We start from the raw sequence: 16,784 nt of genomic DNA, 5'->3' as shown, positions 1-16,784 counted from the left end.
AGGCATCAGTGGTAACAGAAGGTCAGTGCAACGGGCGCCTGGCGACCGCCGGTCACGTGTCGAGGCGCCCCCGCTACAGCAGCGAGGCCAACGAGCGGCGGACTTGCGCCGCATCGAGCGCGCTGCGTGCCCCCCAGTCGGTCAGCTGATCCTCGCCGACCTTGCCGACGTTGAAATACACGGCGTCCGGGTGTGCGAGGTAGAAGCCGCTCACGCTCGCCGCCGGCGTCATGGCCAGGCTCTCGGTGAGGCCCATGCCGATCTCCTCGCACTGCAGCACGCGGAACAGGTCGCGCTTGACGCCATGGTCCGGGCAGGCAGGGTAGCCGGGGGCGGGACGGATGCCGCGGTACTTCTCGGCGATCAGTTCGGCATTGCTCAACGACTCGTCGGGCGCATAGCCCCAGAATTCGGTGCGCACGCGCTGGTGCAAGCGCTCGGCGAAGGCCTCGGCCAGGCGGTCGGCCAGCGCCTTGAGCATGATCGCGCTGTAGTCGTCGTGGTCGTCGAGGAACTGCTTCTCCTTCTTGTCCACGCCCAGTCCGGCGGTGACGGCAAACAGGCCCACGTGGTCGGCCAGGCCGCTGGACTTCGGCGCCACGAAGTCGGCCAGGCAGCGGTTCGGCCGCCTCACGCCGTCGACCACCGGCCGCTCGGTCTGCACGCGCAGGCCGCGCCAGGTCATCAGCACCTTCTGGCGTGACTCGTCGGCGTAGATCTCGATGTCGTCGTCGTTGACGGTGTTGGCCGGGTACAGGCCGACCACGCCATTGGCCGTGAGCCAGCGGCCCTCGATCAGCCGCTTGAGCATGCGCTGGCCGTCGGAGAGCACGCGCCGCGCCGACTCGCCGACGACCGCGTCGGTGAGGATGGCCGGGTACGGCCCCGCCAGGTCCCAGGTCTGGAAGAAAGGGCCCCAGTCGATGCAGCCGGCGATCTCGGCGAGGTCCTGGTTGCGAAAGATGCGCCGGCCGATGAACTTCGGCTTCGGCGGCACGTAGGAGGTCCAGTCGATCGGCGTTTTGTTCGCCCGCGCGGCGGCAAGCGTCACCAGCGGCGTGCTCTTCTTGTTCGCATGCTGCACGCGCACGCGCTCGTAGTCGGCCTTCAGTTCGTCGATGAAGGCGGCGGCGCGGCCGTCGGAGAGCAGGTCGGAGCACACGCCCACCGAGCGGCTGGCGTCGGGAACGTAGACCACCGGTCCCTCGTAGTGCGGCGAGATCTTCACCGCGGTGTGCACGCGACTGGTCGTCGCCCCGCCGATGAGCAGCGGGATCTTCTTCATGCGGAAGAAGTCGTCGCGCTGCATCTCCGCCGCGACATGCTGCATTTCTTCCAGGCTGGGTGTGATCAGGCCGGACAGGCCGATGATGTCGGCGCCCTCGACCTTGGCGCGCGCCAGGATGTCCTGGCACGGCACCATCACGCCCATGTTCACGACCTCGAAGTTGTTGCACTGAAGCACGACGGTGACGATGTTCTTGCCGATGTCGTGCACGTCGCCCTTCACGGTGGCGATGACGATCTTGCCCTTGGCCTTCGCCTCACCGCCGGCCTCGACCATCGCGAGCTTCTCGGCCTCGATGTAGGGCAGCAGGTGGGCGACCGCCTGCTTCATCACACGCGCGCTCTTCACCACCTGCGGCAGGAACATCTTGCCCTGGCCGAACAGGTCTCCGACGATGTTCATGCCGGCCATCAGCGGGCCCTCGATGACGTGCAGCGGACGTCCGCCGCCGGCCTTGACTGCCTGCCAGGCGGCCTCGGTGTCCTCGACGATGAATTCCGTGATGCCGTGCACCAGCGCGTGGCTGAGCCGCTCGTCGACCGTGCCGGCGCGCCAGACAAGGCGCGCCGAGTCGTCCTTGGCCGCGCCCTTGGCGCGCTCGGCGATCTCGACCAAGCGCTCGCCGGCGTCCGTGCGGCGGTTCAGCACCACGTCCTCGACACGTTCGCGCAGTTCGGCGTCGAGATCGTCGTAGACGCCGATCATCCCGGCGTTGACGATGCCCATGTCCATGCCCGCCTGGATGGCGTGGTAGAGAAACACGGTGTGGATGGCCTCGCGCACCGGGTCGTTGCCGCGGAAGCTGAAGCTGACGTTGCTGACGCCGCCCGACACCTTCGCGCCGGGCAGGTTCTGCTTGATCCAGCGCGTCGCCTCGATGAAGTCGACGGCGTAGTTGTCGTGCTCCTCGATGCCGGTGGCGATGGCAAAGATGTTCGGGTCGAAGATGACGTCCTCGGGCGGGAAGCCGACCTCGTCGACGAGGACGCGGTAGGCGCGCGCGCAGATCTCGATCTTGCGCTGGTAGGTGTCGGCCTGGCCGGTCTCGTCGAAGGCCATCACCACCGCCGCGGCGCCGTAGCGCCGGACCAGCTTGGCCTGCTGGCGGAAGACCGCTTCGCCCTCCTTCAGCGAGATCGAGTTGACGATGCCCTTGCCCTGCATGCACTTCAGGCCGGCCTCGATCACCTCCCACTTGGAGCTGTCGACCATGATCGGCACCCGCGCGATCTCCGGTTCGCCGGCGATCAGGTTGAGGAAGCGCACCATCGCGGCCTTGCTGTCGAGCATGGCCTCGTCCATGTTGATGTCGATGACCTGGGCGCCGTTCTCGACCTGCTGGCGCGCCACCGACAGCGCCTCCTCGAACTGCCCGTTGAGGATCAGGCGCGCGAAGGCCTTGGAGCCCGTCACGTTGGTGCGCTCGCCGATGTTGACGAACAACGAGCCAGGCCCGATCTCCACCGGCTCCAGGCCGGACAGCTTCATCGGTGGCACGGGGCGGGCAGTGGCGGTCATCGCGGCGCTTCCATCGGGGCCGCGGGCTCACCGCGACCAAGGTCGGGTGAGCGCCGTTGAACGCGGGCCGTTTGGTCCGCTCCGCCCGAGCCTGGCGACCGCAAAGGACCTGAGGCGGTCCCGGTCGTCGCAACGCTCCTCGGGCGAACGCCCATTGTACGGTTACGGATGCTCGCAAGCCCGGTCTTGCCCGCGGCCCGGCCATGGGCTGCAATCGACGGCATGTTCCCGTGCGAACGCGTCACAAGCCGAACCACGACGGCCGTCGCGGCAGCGGCACTGGCGCTCGGCGGCTGCGCGCTGCCGCAAGTCCAGACGCCCGCGGTGCCGCCGCCGGTTGCTGCCGCGCCGCTGCCGGTCGCTCCGTCCGGTGCCTGGGCCTGGACGCCGCGCCTGGAATCGGCCGGCGCGCAGCTGCGCGCTTCGCTGTTCGGCTCGGGCGCGGACGTCTCGCAGACCAGCGACCAGCGACTGTGGATCAGCCTGCCCGCCGACGACAGCTTCGCGGCCGGGCGCCCTGCGTTGACACCCACCGCCGGCGCTTGGCTCGACAAGGTGGCCGCTTCGCTGCGCACGCTGCCGCGCGCCGAGGTGCAGATTGTCGGGCCGGTCGACCGGCGCGGCGGCGCCGCGCTGGCACTGGACCGCGCTGCCAGCGCACGCGACTGGATGGTGATGCGCGGCGTGCCGGCGCGCCGCATGGTGGTGTCGGGTCAGTCGCCGCGCGGCCGCAACGCGGCCGACGGCCGGCTCGAGATCCTCGTCGGCGAGCGCGCCGAGCGCTGAACGAACGCCGTGCGCGGCAGCCCGGCTCGGCACGCCGCGGCTTGCGCCAGATCCTGCACAAGCCGCTGCCGTGGTCCCGATCAGGCCGCCTGCAGGCTGCCGAACAGGCTGGCCCCGCAGCAGCGGGGCCGATAGCGGCCGACGCGCTGCGCAATCTGCGCGATGTGCTCGGGCGTGGTGCCGCAGCAGCCGCCGGCGATGTTGAGGAAGCCGGCCTTGGCGAACTCCTCGAGCAGGCCGCCGGTGATCTCCGGCGTCTCGTCGAAGCCGGTCTCGCTCATCGGATTGGGCAGGCCGGCGTTCGGGTAGCAGCTGATGAAGGTGTCGTCCGCCACGCGCGCCAGTTCCTCGAGATAGGGGCGCATCAGCGCCGCGCCGAGCGCGCAGTTCAGGCCCACGGCAAGCGGCCTGGCGTGGCGCACGCTGTGCCAGAAGGCGGTCACCGTCTGCCCGGAGAGGATGCGCCCGGAGGCGTCGGTCACGGTCCCGGAGAGGATCACCGGCAGGCGCTCGCCGGTCTCTTCCATCAGTTCGTCGAGCGCGAAGATCGCCGCCTTGGCATTGAGCGTGTCGAAGATGGTCTCGACGAGGAACAGGTCGGCGCCGCCCTCGAGCAGGCCGTCGGCCTGCTCGCGGTAGGCGTCGCGCAACTCGTCGAAGCTGACGTTGCGCGCCGCAGGGTCGTTGACGTCGGGGCTGATGCTCGCGGTGCGCGGCGTCGGGCCGAGCGCGCCGGCCACGAAGCGCGGCTTGTCGGGCGTGCTGAACTTGTCGCAGGCGGCGCGCGCGAGCTTCGCGGCGGCCACGTTCATCTCGCGCGCCAGCGGCGCGAGGCCGTAGTCCTCCTGCGCCACACGCGTCGCGCCGAAGGTGTTGGTCTCGACGATGTCGGCGCCGGCGGCGAGGTACTGCTCGTGGATCTGCGAGATCACGTCGGGCCGCGTGAACTGCAGCAGCTCGTTGTTGCCCTTCAGGTCCTTCGGGTGGCGCTCGAAGCGCTCTCCGCGATAGTCCGCCTCGCCGAGCTTGTGGCGCTGGATCATCGTGCCCATCGCGCCGTCGAGCACGACGATGCGCTTGGCGAGGATCTCGGGCAGGTCGGCGGCGCGAGTGTAGGCGGGCATCTTCATCCCGGCATTCTAGGAGCGGGCCCCACGCCCCGTTCAGTGCAGGGACGTCGGCTGCGTGTTCTGGAACAGCGAGGCGCTGAAGTCGAGCGTCCTCGGGCCGACCTCGGTCATCGCCCACTGCGCCAGCGCCTTGGCCGACATCGGCTTGGCGTAAAGGTAGCCCTGCAGCACGTCGCAGCCGAGCGCGCGCAGCACCTGCGCCTGACCCTCCGACTCCACGCCCTCGGCGACCACCCTGCGGCCCAGCGCCTGGGCGAGCTTGACCACGGCATCGACGACTGCGCGCGCGTCGGCACTGCTCTCCAGGTCGAGCACGAAGCTGCGGTCGATCTTCAGCTCCTCGGCCGGCAGTTTGCGCAGCATCGCGAAGTTGCAGTAGCCGGTGCCGAAGTCGTCGACCGACAGGTGCACGCCCACCGCGGCGAGCCTCTCGAAGATCGCGTGCGTGCCCTCGGCGTCCTCCATCGCCGCGGACTCGGTGATCTCGCAGGTCAGCCGCTGCGGGTGCACCTGGTGGCGCTGCAGGGCCGCGGCGATGCGCTCGGCGAGGTCGGGCTGGCGCAGCTGATGCACCGACAGGTTGATCGCCACACGCATGCGCAGGCCCTGGTCTCGCCAGGCGCGCGTCTGCCGGCAGGCCTCTTCGATGACCCACTGGCCAAGCGTGCCGATCAGGCCGTGGCGCTCGGCCAGAGGCACGAACTGCGCCGGGCTGACCATGCCGCGCTGCGGGTGGTGCCAGCGCAGCAATGCCCCGGCGCCGGTGATCTCGCCGGTCGGCGCATGCACTTTGGGCTGGTAGTACAACTCGAGCTGCTGGCGCGACACGGCCTGGCGCAGGTCGCGCAGCAGCTCGATCTGCTCGCGGGCGTCGCCGAGCATGCGCGTCTCGAAGAAGGCGAAGGTCGCGCCGCCGTTGCGCTTGGCCTCGCGCGACGCCGCTTCGGCGTGGGCCATGGCCGTCGACAGCGCGCCGTCGCGCGGGTGGAGCACGATGCCGATCGAGGCGCTCACCGGCATCGACCGGCCTTCGATCTCGCAGGGCTCGGCGAGCGCGTCGAGCAGTCACTGCGCCGCCTCGGCGGCTTCGCCGCGGCCGGTGCCCGGCCCGAGCATCAGCACGAATTCGACGCCGCCCACCCGCGCCAGCATGCCTCGCGAGCCGGCCGCGGCACGCAGCCGCTGCGCCGTGGCCTGCAGCAGCAGGTCGCCGACGCGACGGCCGAAGGAGTCATTGACCGGCTTGAACTTTTCCAGCGCGATGAAGAGCACCGCCATCGGCATCGGCGCCTGTGCGGCACGGCGCGCGCCGGCATCCAGACGCGCCTCCAAGGACAGCCGGTTGGGCAATTGCGTCAGCGCATCGGTACGCGCCGCGGCCTCGACGCGTTCGATCGCGGCACGCAGCGCCAGCCGCATGCGCGACTCCATCACCGACAGCGCGAGCAGCGTCGCGCCCAGGGCGAACGTGGCGACGGCCGCCAGCAGCGCCAGCGTGGAGTCGGCGAGCCAGGCCGTCTGGTTCAGCGACACCGCGTCCTGCGGCACTGCCGCCGCCAGCGCGACGAGGCGGTGGGCACCGAGCAGGCCGAGCGCAGCCAGCGCCGCGGCCGAGACGCGCCAGCGCAGCTCGACGCCGCGCGGCACGCCGGCCAGCCAGACGGCGGCGGCGAGCAGCGCGGCCAGCGCCGGCACGGCCAGTCCAGGCCCCAACGCCCGCCAGTGCGGCGCCGGCGTCAGGCGCATGTCGGTGACCTGGCCGATGCCGGTGGCCACCGCCACCCCGGCGAACAGCAGCGCGGCACCCAGCACGCGGACCGGTCGCAGCGGGCCGGCCAGGCCGAGGCGAAGCGCCGCCGCGCTCGCGGCCACGTCCGCCAGCCAGATGGCCGCGGTCGCTGCGCCGCCGTAGCCGACCGCGATGTGCAGCGGCCGCCCCGCCAGCGTGACGAAGTGCATGCTCCACAGCCCGGTGCCGAGCGAGACCGCGGCGCCGGCCAGCCACCACACCGCAGCGCGACCGCTCGTGCCACCGAGGCGGCGCGCCAGGTCCTGGGCGACGTAGAAGGCCAGGGCGGCCAGCGCCCAGGCAGCGAAGTCGAGTGCCGGACTGAACTGCCAGGTGATGAGGGCGTCGGAGGGCAAGGCGCGCGTGCAGGGGAATCCAATCCGGCCTTATCGGCGCCATCCGCGCCGTCTGCAGGGTCCGCACGCTCGCGGCGTGCGGTGTGTCACGCACCCGCCCGGATCACTGCACGAAGCCGATGCCGCGCCGCTGGCGCACCTCCGGCTTGACCCGGTGCTCCGCCTCGAGCTGCGAGAGGAACTCGTCGGGCTCGAAGCGCTCGCCGAGCACGTCCACCTGCCGCTTCACGGCGGCGAAATCGCCCGGCGCAAGCAGGTCCATCACGCGCAGCCGCTTGCGCTGCTCGCCGGTGAGCCGTGTTTCGTCGCCGTCCAGCGCCTCGGCGACGAACATGCGCTCGCGCTGCTCCGGCGTCAGCGACTTGAACTGGATCTTGAAGGTGAAGCGCCGCAGCGCCGCTTCGTCGAGGTCCTGGAACAGGTTGGTCGTGCAGATGAACACGCCGGCGTAGCGCTCCATGCCCTGCAGCATCTCGTTGACCTCGCTGACCTCGTAGTTGCGCTCGGCCAGACGCCGGCTGCGCAGGAAGCTGTCGGCCTCGTCGAGCAGCAGCACCGCCTGCTCGGACTCGGCCTCGGCAAACATCTTCGCCATGTTCTGTTCGGTCTCTCCGACGAACTTGCTGACCAGGTCGCTGGCCTGCCGAACCATCAGCGGGCGCCGCAATTCGGCGGCGAGGTGCTCGGCCAGTGCCGTCTTGCCGGTGCCAGGCGGACCGTAGAAGCACAGCGTTCCGAAGCCCTTGCGGCGCAGCGCCTCGACGATCTTCGGCACTTCGAAACGGGACTCGGTGTTCAGCAGCGAGAGGTCGTAGCGCGTCACCACACGCCGGGCGGCGCGCTCGGCGCCGGCATTGCCCAGCGCCTTGTCGGCATTGCCGAGCTGCCGCTCGATCAGCGCCTCGGTGCCGAGCGCGCCGCCCTCGCCGGCCAAGCGCGCGAACTTCACTGCGGTGCGGATCTGCGCCGGCGTGAGCCCGCGGCGCTCGGACAGCCGGGCGGCGAAGGTCTCGCCCACGTCCACGCCGGCCAGCGCGCGCGCCACCAGCGCCTCGCGCGCGCCCGGCGGCGGGCTCTTCAGCTCGAGGTGGTACTGGAAGCGGCGGCGGAAGGCGAGGTCGATCTGCTCGATGCGGTTGGTGACCCAGATCACCGGCACCGGGTTGGTCTCGAGGATCTGGTTCACCCAGGCCTTGCCGCTGACGCTGCCGGTGGGCGCGGCGTCGCCGCTGTCCAGTCTCGCCATCAGCTGCGCGGCGTCGGTGGAGATCGGCGGAAACACGTCCTCCACCTCGTCGAACAGCAGCGCCACGTTGGCGCTGCCCTTGAGGAACACCTGGCTGATCTGCAGCGAGCGGTAGCGGTCGCGGCCGGACAGCGAGTTGCCGTCGCGGTCGGCGTACTCCACCTCGTAGAGCTCCAGGCCCGCGGCTTGCGCCGCCACTTTGGCCAACTCGGTCTTGCCGGTGCCGGGAGGCCCATAGAGCAGGATGTTGACGCCGGGCTCCTTGCGCGCCACCGCAGAGCGCAGCAGCGCAGTCATCATGCGGCAGTCGTCGCCGACGTAGTGGAAGTCGGTTTCGCCCAGCTCGCTGCGGGCGGCCGGCCGGGTGAACACCGCCATCAGGTCGGACGGGCCCTCGTAGTGGCGCATGAGCACCGGCGGCAACTGCTCGCTGACCTTCATCAGGTCGGCGAGGTCGGTGATGTTGTGCTCCGAAATGAGGTTCTCGACCATGCCGATGCGTTCGAGCCGCGAACCTGCGCGCAGCGCCTCGGCCACGTCGGACTCGTTGACGCCGGCCACGCGGGCGATCGCTGCGTAGGCCTCCTGCGCATTGCTGACCTTGAACTCGACGAGCAGGCCGCGCAGGTCGCGCTGGTAGCGGGCCAGCGTGCCGTACAGCAGCAGCGCACGCTCGGCGGGGTTGAGCTGAAGCAGGCCGGCGAGGGCGTCGATGTTCTTCTCGACCAGCGTCGATTCCTTCTTCAGGCTGCGCTCCAGCCAGTCGGCGGTGGCACCGAGCACGGCAAGCAGGTCCTTCGGCGCGTCCTTGACGTACTCGTCGAGGTAGAAGAACAGCGTGCCCTCCTCGTAGGGGCCGCGCCAGGCGCCGTGGCGCTCGACGAAGGCGGCGTCGGACAAGACCTCGTGACCGCGCCACTGCTCGTTGACGCGGCAGCGGCCGTTGAGGAAACCGCGCAGCCGCTGCAGCACCGAGGCGGGCCAGACGAGGTGCTTGCCGGTCAGCGAGAGCAGGCTGTTCCAGTCGCGCCGCGGGTTGAAGCGCGCGACGTTGCGCATCGTCAGCGAGAGCACGAAGTGCGAGCACATGCGGTCCAGCACCGGCGCGTCGTGCAGGCCGGGCGAGAGGATCGGCCGGCCCTCACCGGCGCTCCGGCTGTGCTTCACCATCGGTCACCTCCTGGGCACAACCATCTTGGCGCACGGGGCGCCAAGCGGCAAGCCCCCGGCCAACGCAGGGGCCTGGCGACCATAACGCAGGAGGCGGCGCCGCGTCGACCGCTTTCGCACCTCGGTCGGGGCGTCACTCACGCGCCCGGCCACGGGCGCGACGGCGTCAGTGCAGCACCAGCGGCTGCTGCGACAGCATGGCGTAGCGCTCGATGTACGCGTCCATCTCTTCTTCCGAAGGATCGGTCTCGATCAGCGCCTGCACGCCCTGCTTGAAGCTTTCGGCCAGCGCGCCCTGGATGAAGATCTCCTTGCGCGCGAACTTGTCGACGATCTCGTAACCGCCACGGGACGCGGTGCTGTCTTCCGTGGCCACGGGAACGTCGAACGAGACGACCGCAAAGCTGTCCGAGTTGTAGAGCATCTGCATGAGGGGACTCTCCTGCAGTCGAGTTGAGTCCATCGGCGCGAATATCAAGCCCTGCAAGGACCGGCGGCGATCACGGCAGCAGTTCGCGCAGGCGCAGTTCCAGCCGGTCCTCGTCACTGTTGCCCATGGTGGCACGCACCGGCAGGTGATGGCGCGCCGGGTCCAGCCACACCTCCACGCGCGTGTCGTGGTCCGAGCGCGGCTCGCGCAACAGGCGCATCGTCGCGACAGGTTCGGAGAACAGCGTCAGTGTTTCGGGGCCCAGGCTGCGGAAGGACCACAGCGAGGCGTCGCCACGCGCGCCGATCACCTGCAGGACGATGTGCTCGCCGGCGGCCAGGCGCCGTGGTTCGGCCGCCGCCACCGCGGCAAGCTGGATCATCCAGCTCAGGCGGTCCTGCACGCCCGGCTGCCAGGGCAGTTCGGTCTTCGGCCCGGAGAAGCGGATGCGACCGGCCTCGCGCTCGAAATTGGCCGCCACGGCGGCGCGGCGCGCGCGCTGGTCGGTGAAACGCAGCGGCGCGAGGCCGGTCTCGTCGAGCGCGCCCTCGCTGACCTGGGTGAGCACGTTCAGGCCGAGCACCGAGCCTTCCAGTCGCAGCTGGTAGCGGCCGGCGTCGGTGCGCCAGAGCAATTCGCCACCGCCCGTCAGGCGGCCGCGACGCAGTTCGTAGCGCAGCGTGGCCGGCGGCGGCAGGCGGGTGGCGTACAGCGGCAGCCTCGCGCCTTCGGAGGCTGCCGGCTCGACCGCTGCCGGGGCCGAAGCCAATGCCGCGGCCGGTGCCGCAGCCGAAGCCGCAGCCGCAGACGAGGCCGCGGGGGCGGTTGCGCCTGCGGCCGGCTGCTCGACTTCCGAGGGCAGCGGCATCGAACTCGGGTTCGTGCTCTGCAGCGGCTCAGGGTTCAGCACCGGTTCGGTGGCCTGCTGTGGCGCATCGACGGCGACGGCCACCGGCGGCACCGGCTCGGCGGCCGCCGGTGCGCGGCGACGTGGGCGGGGCGCGGCGGCCGGCGCGGGTGGCGGCGCCTCGGGCTCGGGCGCCTCGGCCACCACCGCCGACAGCGTGCGCACCTGCAGCGCCGCCGACACCGGGCTGGCCGGGCGCGTGGGCTGGCCGAGGTCCAGGCCGCCGAGCAACAGCGCATGAAGCCCCAACGCCAGCAAGGTCAGCGCGGCGAAGGCACGGCGCCGTCGCGGATCACCCCCGGCCGACAGCATCGACAATTGCCCCTTTCGCCAACCGTTTCCCCGCCACTCGCATGAAACTCGCCACCTACAAGGACGGATCGCGCGACGGCCAGCTGGTCGTCGTCTCGCGCGATCTCTCGACCGCTCACTATGCCAGCGGCATCGCGACGCGGCTGCAGCAGGTGCTGGACGACTGGAACTTCCTGTCGCCGCAGCTCGAGGAGCTGTACCTCACGCTCAATCACGGCAAGGCGCGGCACGCCTTCGCCTTCGAACCCGAGAAGTGCATGGCGCCGCTGCCGCGCGCCTGCCAGTGGGCCGACGGTTCGGCCTTCATCAACCACGTCGAGCTGGTGCGCAAGGCGCGCGGCGCCGAGGTGCCCGAAAGCTTCTACACCGACCCGCTGATGTACCAGGGCGGCAGCGACGACTTCCTCGGACCCACCGACGACATCGTCGTGCCCAGCGAGGACTTCGGCATCGACTTCGAGGCCGAGGTCGCGGTCGTCACCGGCGACGTGCCCATGGGCAGCAGCCCCGATGCGGCACTGGAAGGCATCCGGCTGCTGATGCTGGTCAACGACGTGTCCCTGCGCAACCTCATCCCCGCCGAGCTGGCCAAGGGATTCGGCTTCCTGCAGAGCAAGCCGGCCACCGCCTTCGGCCCGGTGGCGGTGACGCCCGACGAGCTCGGCGCCGCCTGGAAGGGCGGACGCGTGCACCTCAACCTGGAGTCGGTGTGGAACGGCAAGCGCGTCGGCCTGTGCGATGCCGGGCCGGAGATGACCTTCCACTTCGGCCAGCTGATCGCCCACCTGTGCAAGACGCGCAACGTGCGCGCGGGCAGCATCGTCGGCAGCGGCACGGTGAGCAACAAGGACTGGTCGCGCGGCTACAGCTGCATCGCCGAGAAGCGCGCCATCGAGACCATCGAAACGGGCGCGCCGAAGACCGGGTTCATGCGCTACGGCGACACCATCCGCCTCGAGATGAAGGGCAGCGACGGCAGCACCGTGTTCGGAGCCATCGCGCAGAAGGTCGCGCCGCCGGATCAGGCGTCGTAGATCGTCTGCAGCGACTCGAACCCCTTCACCTCGATCGGGTTGCCCGACGGATCGCGGAAGAACATCGTCCACTGCTCGCCGGGCTGGCCCGCGAAGCGCAGTTGCGGCTCGAGCACGAACTCGGTGCCAGCCGCGCGCAGGCGCGCGGCCAGTGCCTCCCAGTCGGCACGCTGCAGCATCAGGCCGAGGTGCGGCATGGGCACCAGCTTGTCGCCGACGCGTCCGCTGTTCGTGGTCGCAAACGGCTCGCCGAGGTGCAGCGAGATCTGGTGGCCGAAGAAGTCGAAGTCGACCCAGGTGTCGGTGCTGCGGCCTTCGCGGCAGCCGAGTACGCCGCCGTAGAAGCGCCGCGCGGCATCCAGGTCGGTGACGTGGTAGGCGAGGTGGAAGAGGGCTTTCATCACGGGGAGGTTTTCGGATTCATGGCATCGTAAGCGCATGAACGGAGAACTGCCACGCACCTTCAAGGTGGTCACCGTCTGGCTGCTGGTCGGGCTGGCGCTGTTCCTCGGCGTGCAGTGGTGGCAACACCAGGCGCTGGCGGCGCGCTTCTCGAGCGACGGCGACATCATCGAGATCCGCCGCGGGCCCGACGGCCACTACCACTGGCCGGGCTTCATCGAAGGGCGCGCAGTCGACTTCCTCGTCGACACCGGCGCCACCGGCACCGCCATTCCAGGCGCGCTGGCGCGCGAACTGGGCCTGCGGCCGATCGACACGGTGCGCTCGAGCACCGCCGGCGGCACGGTCACCGGCGAGGTGATGCGCGCCGACATCGAGCTGCGCGGCGGCATGCGCGCCGAGCGGTTGCGCGTGGTCGCCCTGCAGGGCCTGGCCGAGCGGCCGCTGCTCGGCATGGACGTGCTCGGCCGGCTGCACTGGCAGCAGGTCGACGGCGTACTGCGCATCGACCTGCGTTCGGCGGCGGGCCGCTAAGCTCGTGCCCATGCGCCTGCTGCGCCCGCTCCGCCGCGCCTTGGGCATCGTGGCGCTGGCATGGCCGCTGGCCGCCACGGCACAGGCGGACTGCCCCCCGCCGCCCGCCCCGCCCGGTGCCGAACAGCTCGCCGCGGCGCAGCACGACGCGCGCGACCGCGGCTTCCTCTGGCGGCTGGAGAAGAACGGGCACAGCTCCTGGCTGTACGGCACGGTGCACCTCGCGCGGCTCGACTGGGCGTTTCCCGGCCCGAAGGTGCGCGAGGCGTTCGCCAACAGCCAGACCCTCGCGCTCGAACTCGACCTGCTCGACGCCGAGACGCAGCGCCGCATGACCGCCGGCAGTGCCGCGCGGCGGGGCGATGCACTGCCGCCGGCGCTGCAGCAGCGCCTCGAGCGCCGCGCGCGGGCCGAGTGCGCCGAGCCCGAGCAGCTTGCCCGTCTGAAGCCGGAGCTGCAGATCGCCACGCTGTCCATGCTTGCCGGCCGCCGCCTCGGCCTCGAACCCGGCTACGGCATCGACATGGTGCTGGCCGGCCTGGCGCGGCGCGACGACAAGCCGGTGGTGGCGCTGGAAACGGTGGACGAGCAGCTGCGCTCGCTGACCGGCAGCCCGCGCGCCGAGGTGCTCGCGCTGGTGGCCGGCACGCTCGACGAGCTGGACAGCGGCCGCGCGCAGAAGATGCTCGGCCACATCGCACAGGTGTGGGCGAGCGGCGACCACGCCCGGCTGGCGCGTTACACCGACTGGTGCGACTGCCAGCGCACGCCGGCCGAGGCGGCGGCGATGCGCCGCCTGCTCGAAGGCCGCAACCCGGCGATGGCGGCGCGCATCGATGCGTTGCACCTCGGCGGCCAGCGCATCTTCGCCGCCGTCGGCAGCCTGCACATGATCGGCGCGCGCGGCCTGCCGGCGCTGATGGCGCAGCGCGGCTACCGCGTCGAACGCATTGCCCTGGAGGCGCCCATGCCCGACATCCTGGCCCTGTGGGACTTCGACGATCCCGCCGCGAGCGAGGCGCGCATGCGCGCCGCACTGGACGGGGCGACGCACGACGCCGCGCTGTCGCTGCGCGCGCAGATCGCCCGCACGCTGAGCCTGCGCCGGCAGTTCGGCGCGGCGCACCGGTTGCTCGACGAGGTCGACGCCGAGCTGGGCGGCGCCGGCGCCGAGCCGCGCGTGCGCTCGATGCTGGAACGCGGGCGCACCTGGCGCTCGTCGGGCGAGCCGGCCAAGGCCAGGCCGCTGTTCCTGCAGGCCGAGCAGCTCGCCCGCACCTCGGGGCTGGAATACCTGCACGTCGACGCACTGCACATGGTCGCGCTGGTGCAGGCCGACCCCGAGGCGCAGCTGGAATGGACGCAGCGCGCGCTGGCCACCGCACGCGCCGCGCGCGACCCGCAGACGCGCCGCTGGGAGGCCTCGCTGGCGAACAACATCGGCTGGAGTCTGCACGAGGCCGGCCGCCACGAAGAGGCCCTGGGAAGCTTCCGCGCTGCGCTCGCCGCACGCGAACGCGACGGCGCCGCGCCGCAGCGTCTGCGCGAGGCGCAGTGGATGATCGCCCGGGAGCTGCGCGCGCTGCGTCGCCACGACGACGCGCTGGCGATCCTGTGGCGGCTCGAGCGCGAACTCGCCGCTGCCGGTGCCGGCGACGGCTTCGTGCCCGAGGAGATCGGCGAGAACCTGCTCGCCCTCGGTCGTCCCGCCGAGGCCAGGCCTTATTTCGCACAGGCGCATGCGCAGCTGTCGCAGATCAACACCGTCGAGCGGCCGGACGAGGCCCGGCTGGCGCGGCTGCAGGACCTGTCGCGCTGACCTGCCTCAGCCGCGGGAGCCGTGGCGCGCGCACAATCATGTGCACCCAGAACAACTCCCGAGGAGACGCCATGGCCGATGCTGCCGCCTTCACCAAACTCGTTCCCGGCTTCGACTTCCTGCAGGGGCTGGTCAAGAACGCCGGCTCGGCGCTGCCCAACATCGGGCAGTGGGTTGCGCCGACGCTGAACCCGGAGGAGCTGGAGAAGCGCATCGAGGAGCTGCGCACGGTGCAGTTCTGGCTGGAGCAGAACGCGCGCATGCTCGGCGCCACCATCCAGGCGCTGGAGGTGCAGCGCATGACGCTGTCGACGCTGAAGACGATGAACGTGCAGATGGACGACCTGCGCGAGTCGCTGACGCTGCGCATGCCCGAGGCAGCCCCGGCGGCGCCGGCGGCCGCACCGTCGACCAAGCGCGCCAAGCCGGCGGCGAAGAAGTCGGCGGCCAAGCCCGCCGAGGCACCGCAGGCGGTCGACCCGATGCAGTGGTGGGGGGCGCTGACCAAGCAGTTCACCGAGCTCGCCGCCACCGCGATGAAGGACAGCACCACCGACGCGGCGAAGAACCTTGCCGGCACGATGGTCAAGCAGAGTTTCGACGCCGCCGGCCAGACGCTGAAGAAGGCCGCCTCGGTGCCCGGCGCGGTGGCGCGCGGCGCTGGCGCAGCCGCCCGCACGGCGACGCGCAAGTCGGTCTCGAAGAAGAAGGGCGCGCCCTGATCCGCCCCCCAGCCCGCGCCCGATGAAGACCTTCCTGCAGGCTCATGCCGCGCACCCCGACTGGCGCTTCGCGCTGGCGATGGTGCAGCCGCAGCTCGAAGCGCAACAGCGCGCGCGAGCGCCCTGCGAACCGACGCTCGGCTGGGTCTACCTCACCGACCACTACGCCGGCGAGGCCGAGGCGCTGCTCGCCGAGCTGCAGCGCCACTGGCCCGGTGTGTCCTGGGTCGGCGCGGTGGGCATCGGCGTGTCGGCCAGCGGGGTGGAGTACTTCGACGAGCCGGCGCTGACGGTGATGCTCGCCGAGCTGCCGCAGGGCGACTTCCGCGTCTTCTCTGGCGCCCGGCCGCTGGGCACCTTCCCCGCGCACACCGCACAGGTGCACGCCGACCCGAACACGCCGGACCTGGCCGAGCTGGTCGCCGACATGAGCGACCGCACCACCACCGGCTACCTGTTCGGCGGCCTCGCCTCGGCGCGCAATCGCACCCTGCACGTCGCCGACGGTGTGCTGCACGGCGGCCTGTCGGGTGTCGCCTTCGCCAGCGGCGTGGGGCTGGTCTCGCGCGTCACGCAGGGCTGCCAGCCGGTGGGACGCACACGCACCATCACCGAATCGAGCCAGAACGTCATCACGAGACTCGACGGCGAGCCTGCGCTCGACGTGCTGCTGGCCGACCTGAACGTCGCCGGCCGCGAGCCGCGCGAGGCCTTGCCGCAGATCCGCCAGACGCTGGTCGGCCTGTCGGACCCCAACGACCCGGCGCGGCGCAGCGACGACAGTCCCGCGGTGCGCCGCGGCGCCTTCGGCCCCGACACCCGCGTGCGCCACCTGATCGGGCTGGATCCGGCGCGGCGCGGCATCGCCATCGGCGACATCGCGCCGGAGGGCCTGCAGCTCGCCTTCTGCCAGCGCAACACCGAGGCGGCCCGACGCGACCTGGTGCGCATTTGCGCCGAGATCCGCGAGGAGCTGGCGCCGCAGGAACTGACGGTCGCCGCCACGCTGCCGGCCGGCGTGGCGCCGGAGTCCGCCGCGATGAGCATCGCCGGCGCCGTCTACGTCAGCTGTTCGGGGCGCGGCGGACCTCACTTCGGCGGCCCCTCGGCGGAGCTGCAGATCGTTCGGCGTGCCCTCGGCGACGTGCCGCTGGTCGGCTTCTTCGCCGCCGGCGAGATCGCACGCCACCACCTCTACGGCTACACCGGCGTGCTGACGGTGTTCGCCGGGCACGTTTGAGCCATCTTCACCCAGGACGCAAAGAAGCTTCGACCCGGCATCATTCCCTGCGGGGTTACAGTGCGTCCCTACGGGTTTCACCGCCAACCCGACGGAGTCCG

At 71.2% G+C, this 16,784-nt stretch carries 14 protein-coding genes and 1 riboswitch; of the genes, 6 read left to right on the top strand and 8 right to left on the bottom strand.

The features are described 5' to 3' along the window. Positions 1-73 precede the first annotated feature (73 nt). Positions 74-2,806 (bottom strand): methionine synthase, encoded by a 2,733-nt coding sequence (gene metH / locus Q0599_RS02980; RefSeq protein ID WP_298825445.1) that lies wholly within the window; start codon positions 2,804-2,806, stop codon positions 74-76. 41 nt (positions 2,807-2,847) lie between these two features. Beyond that, positions 2,848-2,953: riboswitch (S-adenosyl-L-homocysteine riboswitch) on the bottom strand. A 75-nt stretch (positions 2,954-3,028) separates the two neighbouring features. Between metH and Q0599_RS02975 the strand changes: the two genes are divergently transcribed. Further along, positions 3,029-3,592 (top strand): OmpA family protein, encoded by a 564-nt coding sequence (locus Q0599_RS02975; RefSeq protein WP_298825442.1) that lies wholly within the window; start codon positions 3,029-3,031, stop codon positions 3,590-3,592. 80 nt (positions 3,593-3,672) lie between these two features. Here the strand turns inward: Q0599_RS02975 and Q0599_RS02970 are convergent, their stop codons facing one another. The 6 genes from Q0599_RS02970 to Q0599_RS02945 all read right to left on the bottom strand — a co-directional run bounded on the left by Q0599_RS02970 (position 3,673) and on the right by Q0599_RS02945 (position 10,932). Then, entirely contained in the window at positions 3,673-4,722 is a 1,050-nt protein-coding gene (locus tag Q0599_RS02970) for a homocysteine S-methyltransferase family protein (protein ID WP_298825423.1), read from the bottom strand. Between the two features lie 33 nt (positions 4,723-4,755). Continuing rightward, the gene (locus Q0599_RS02965) at positions 4,756-5,736 is read right to left on the bottom strand and encodes a bifunctional diguanylate cyclase/phosphodiesterase (RefSeq protein WP_298825421.1); all 981 of its coding nucleotides are present in this window, start codon (positions 5,734-5,736) and stop codon (positions 4,756-4,758) included. Positions 5,737-5,787: 51 nt separating this feature from the next. Further along, positions 5,788-6,867 carry a diguanylate cyclase gene (locus tag Q0599_RS02960; protein WP_298825418.1) on the bottom strand — a complete coding sequence of 360 codons (1,080 nt, stop codon included), beginning with the start codon at positions 6,865-6,867 and terminating at the stop codon, positions 5,788-5,790. 103 nt (positions 6,868-6,970) lie between these two features. Further along, positions 6,971-9,283 carry an ATP-binding protein gene (locus tag Q0599_RS02955; protein ID WP_298825412.1) on the bottom strand — a complete coding sequence of 771 codons (2,313 nt, stop codon included), beginning with the start codon at positions 9,281-9,283 and terminating at the stop codon, positions 6,971-6,973. Positions 9,284-9,449: 166 nt separating this feature from the next. Further along, complete coding sequence (locus Q0599_RS02950) at positions 9,450-9,713, bottom strand: DUF3567 domain-containing protein (protein WP_298825410.1); 264 nt, start codon at positions 9,711-9,713, stop codon at positions 9,450-9,452. Between the two features lie 70 nt (positions 9,714-9,783). Continuing rightward, a complete protein-coding gene (locus Q0599_RS02945) occupies positions 9,784-10,932 on the bottom strand; it encodes a DUF3108 domain-containing protein (RefSeq protein ID WP_298825951.1) in 1,149 nt (382 codons plus the stop codon). A gap of 41 nt (positions 10,933-10,973) precedes the next feature. Here Q0599_RS02945 and Q0599_RS02940 point away from each other — a divergent pair, with 41 nt between their 5' ends. After that, positions 10,974-11,966 carry a fumarylacetoacetate hydrolase family protein gene (locus Q0599_RS02940; protein WP_298825408.1) on the top strand — a complete coding sequence of 331 codons (993 nt, stop codon included), beginning with the start codon at positions 10,974-10,976 and terminating at the stop codon, positions 11,964-11,966. On the opposite strand, the gene Q0599_RS02935 is transcribed toward Q0599_RS02940, so the two are convergent. Then, the gene (locus tag Q0599_RS02935; protein ID WP_298825406.1) at positions 11,954-12,367 is read right to left on the bottom strand and encodes a VOC family protein; all 414 of its coding nucleotides are present in this window, start codon (positions 12,365-12,367) and stop codon (positions 11,954-11,956) included. The two genes, Q0599_RS02940 and Q0599_RS02935, sit on opposite strands and share 13 nt — an antisense overlap. A 37-nt stretch (positions 12,368-12,404) precedes the next feature. On the opposite strand from Q0599_RS02935, the gene Q0599_RS02930 reads away from it, so the two are divergent. The 4 genes from Q0599_RS02930 (at position 12,405) to Q0599_RS02915 (ending at position 16,683) form a co-directional block, all read left to right on the top strand. Then, on the top strand, positions 12,405-12,902 hold the full coding sequence (locus Q0599_RS02930; RefSeq protein WP_298825404.1) for a retropepsin-like aspartic protease: 498 nt from the start codon (positions 12,405-12,407) through the stop codon (positions 12,900-12,902). Positions 12,903-12,912: 10 nt separating this feature from the next. Continuing rightward, the gene (locus Q0599_RS02925; RefSeq protein ID WP_298825402.1) at positions 12,913-14,721 is read left to right on the top strand and encodes a TraB/GumN family protein; all 1,809 of its coding nucleotides are present in this window, start codon (positions 12,913-12,915) and stop codon (positions 14,719-14,721) included. 71 nt (positions 14,722-14,792) lie between these two features. Then, entirely contained in the window at positions 14,793-15,443 is a 651-nt protein-coding gene (locus Q0599_RS02920; protein ID WP_298825399.1) for a PhaM family polyhydroxyalkanoate granule multifunctional regulatory protein, read from the top strand. A 22-nt stretch (positions 15,444-15,465) separates the two neighbouring features. Beyond that, positions 15,466-16,683, top strand: coding sequence for an FIST N-terminal domain-containing protein (locus Q0599_RS02915; RefSeq protein WP_298825396.1), 1,218 nt, complete (start codon positions 15,466-15,468; stop codon positions 16,681-16,683). The last annotated feature ends 101 nt before the right edge of the window (positions 16,684-16,784 follow it).

The sequence above is a fragment of the uncultured Piscinibacter sp. genome (assembly GCF_937952055.1).
GTDB lineage: Bacteria > Pseudomonadota > Gammaproteobacteria > Burkholderiales > Burkholderiaceae_C > Piscinibacter.
This window is presented reverse-complemented; position numbering and strand designations above follow the sequence as displayed.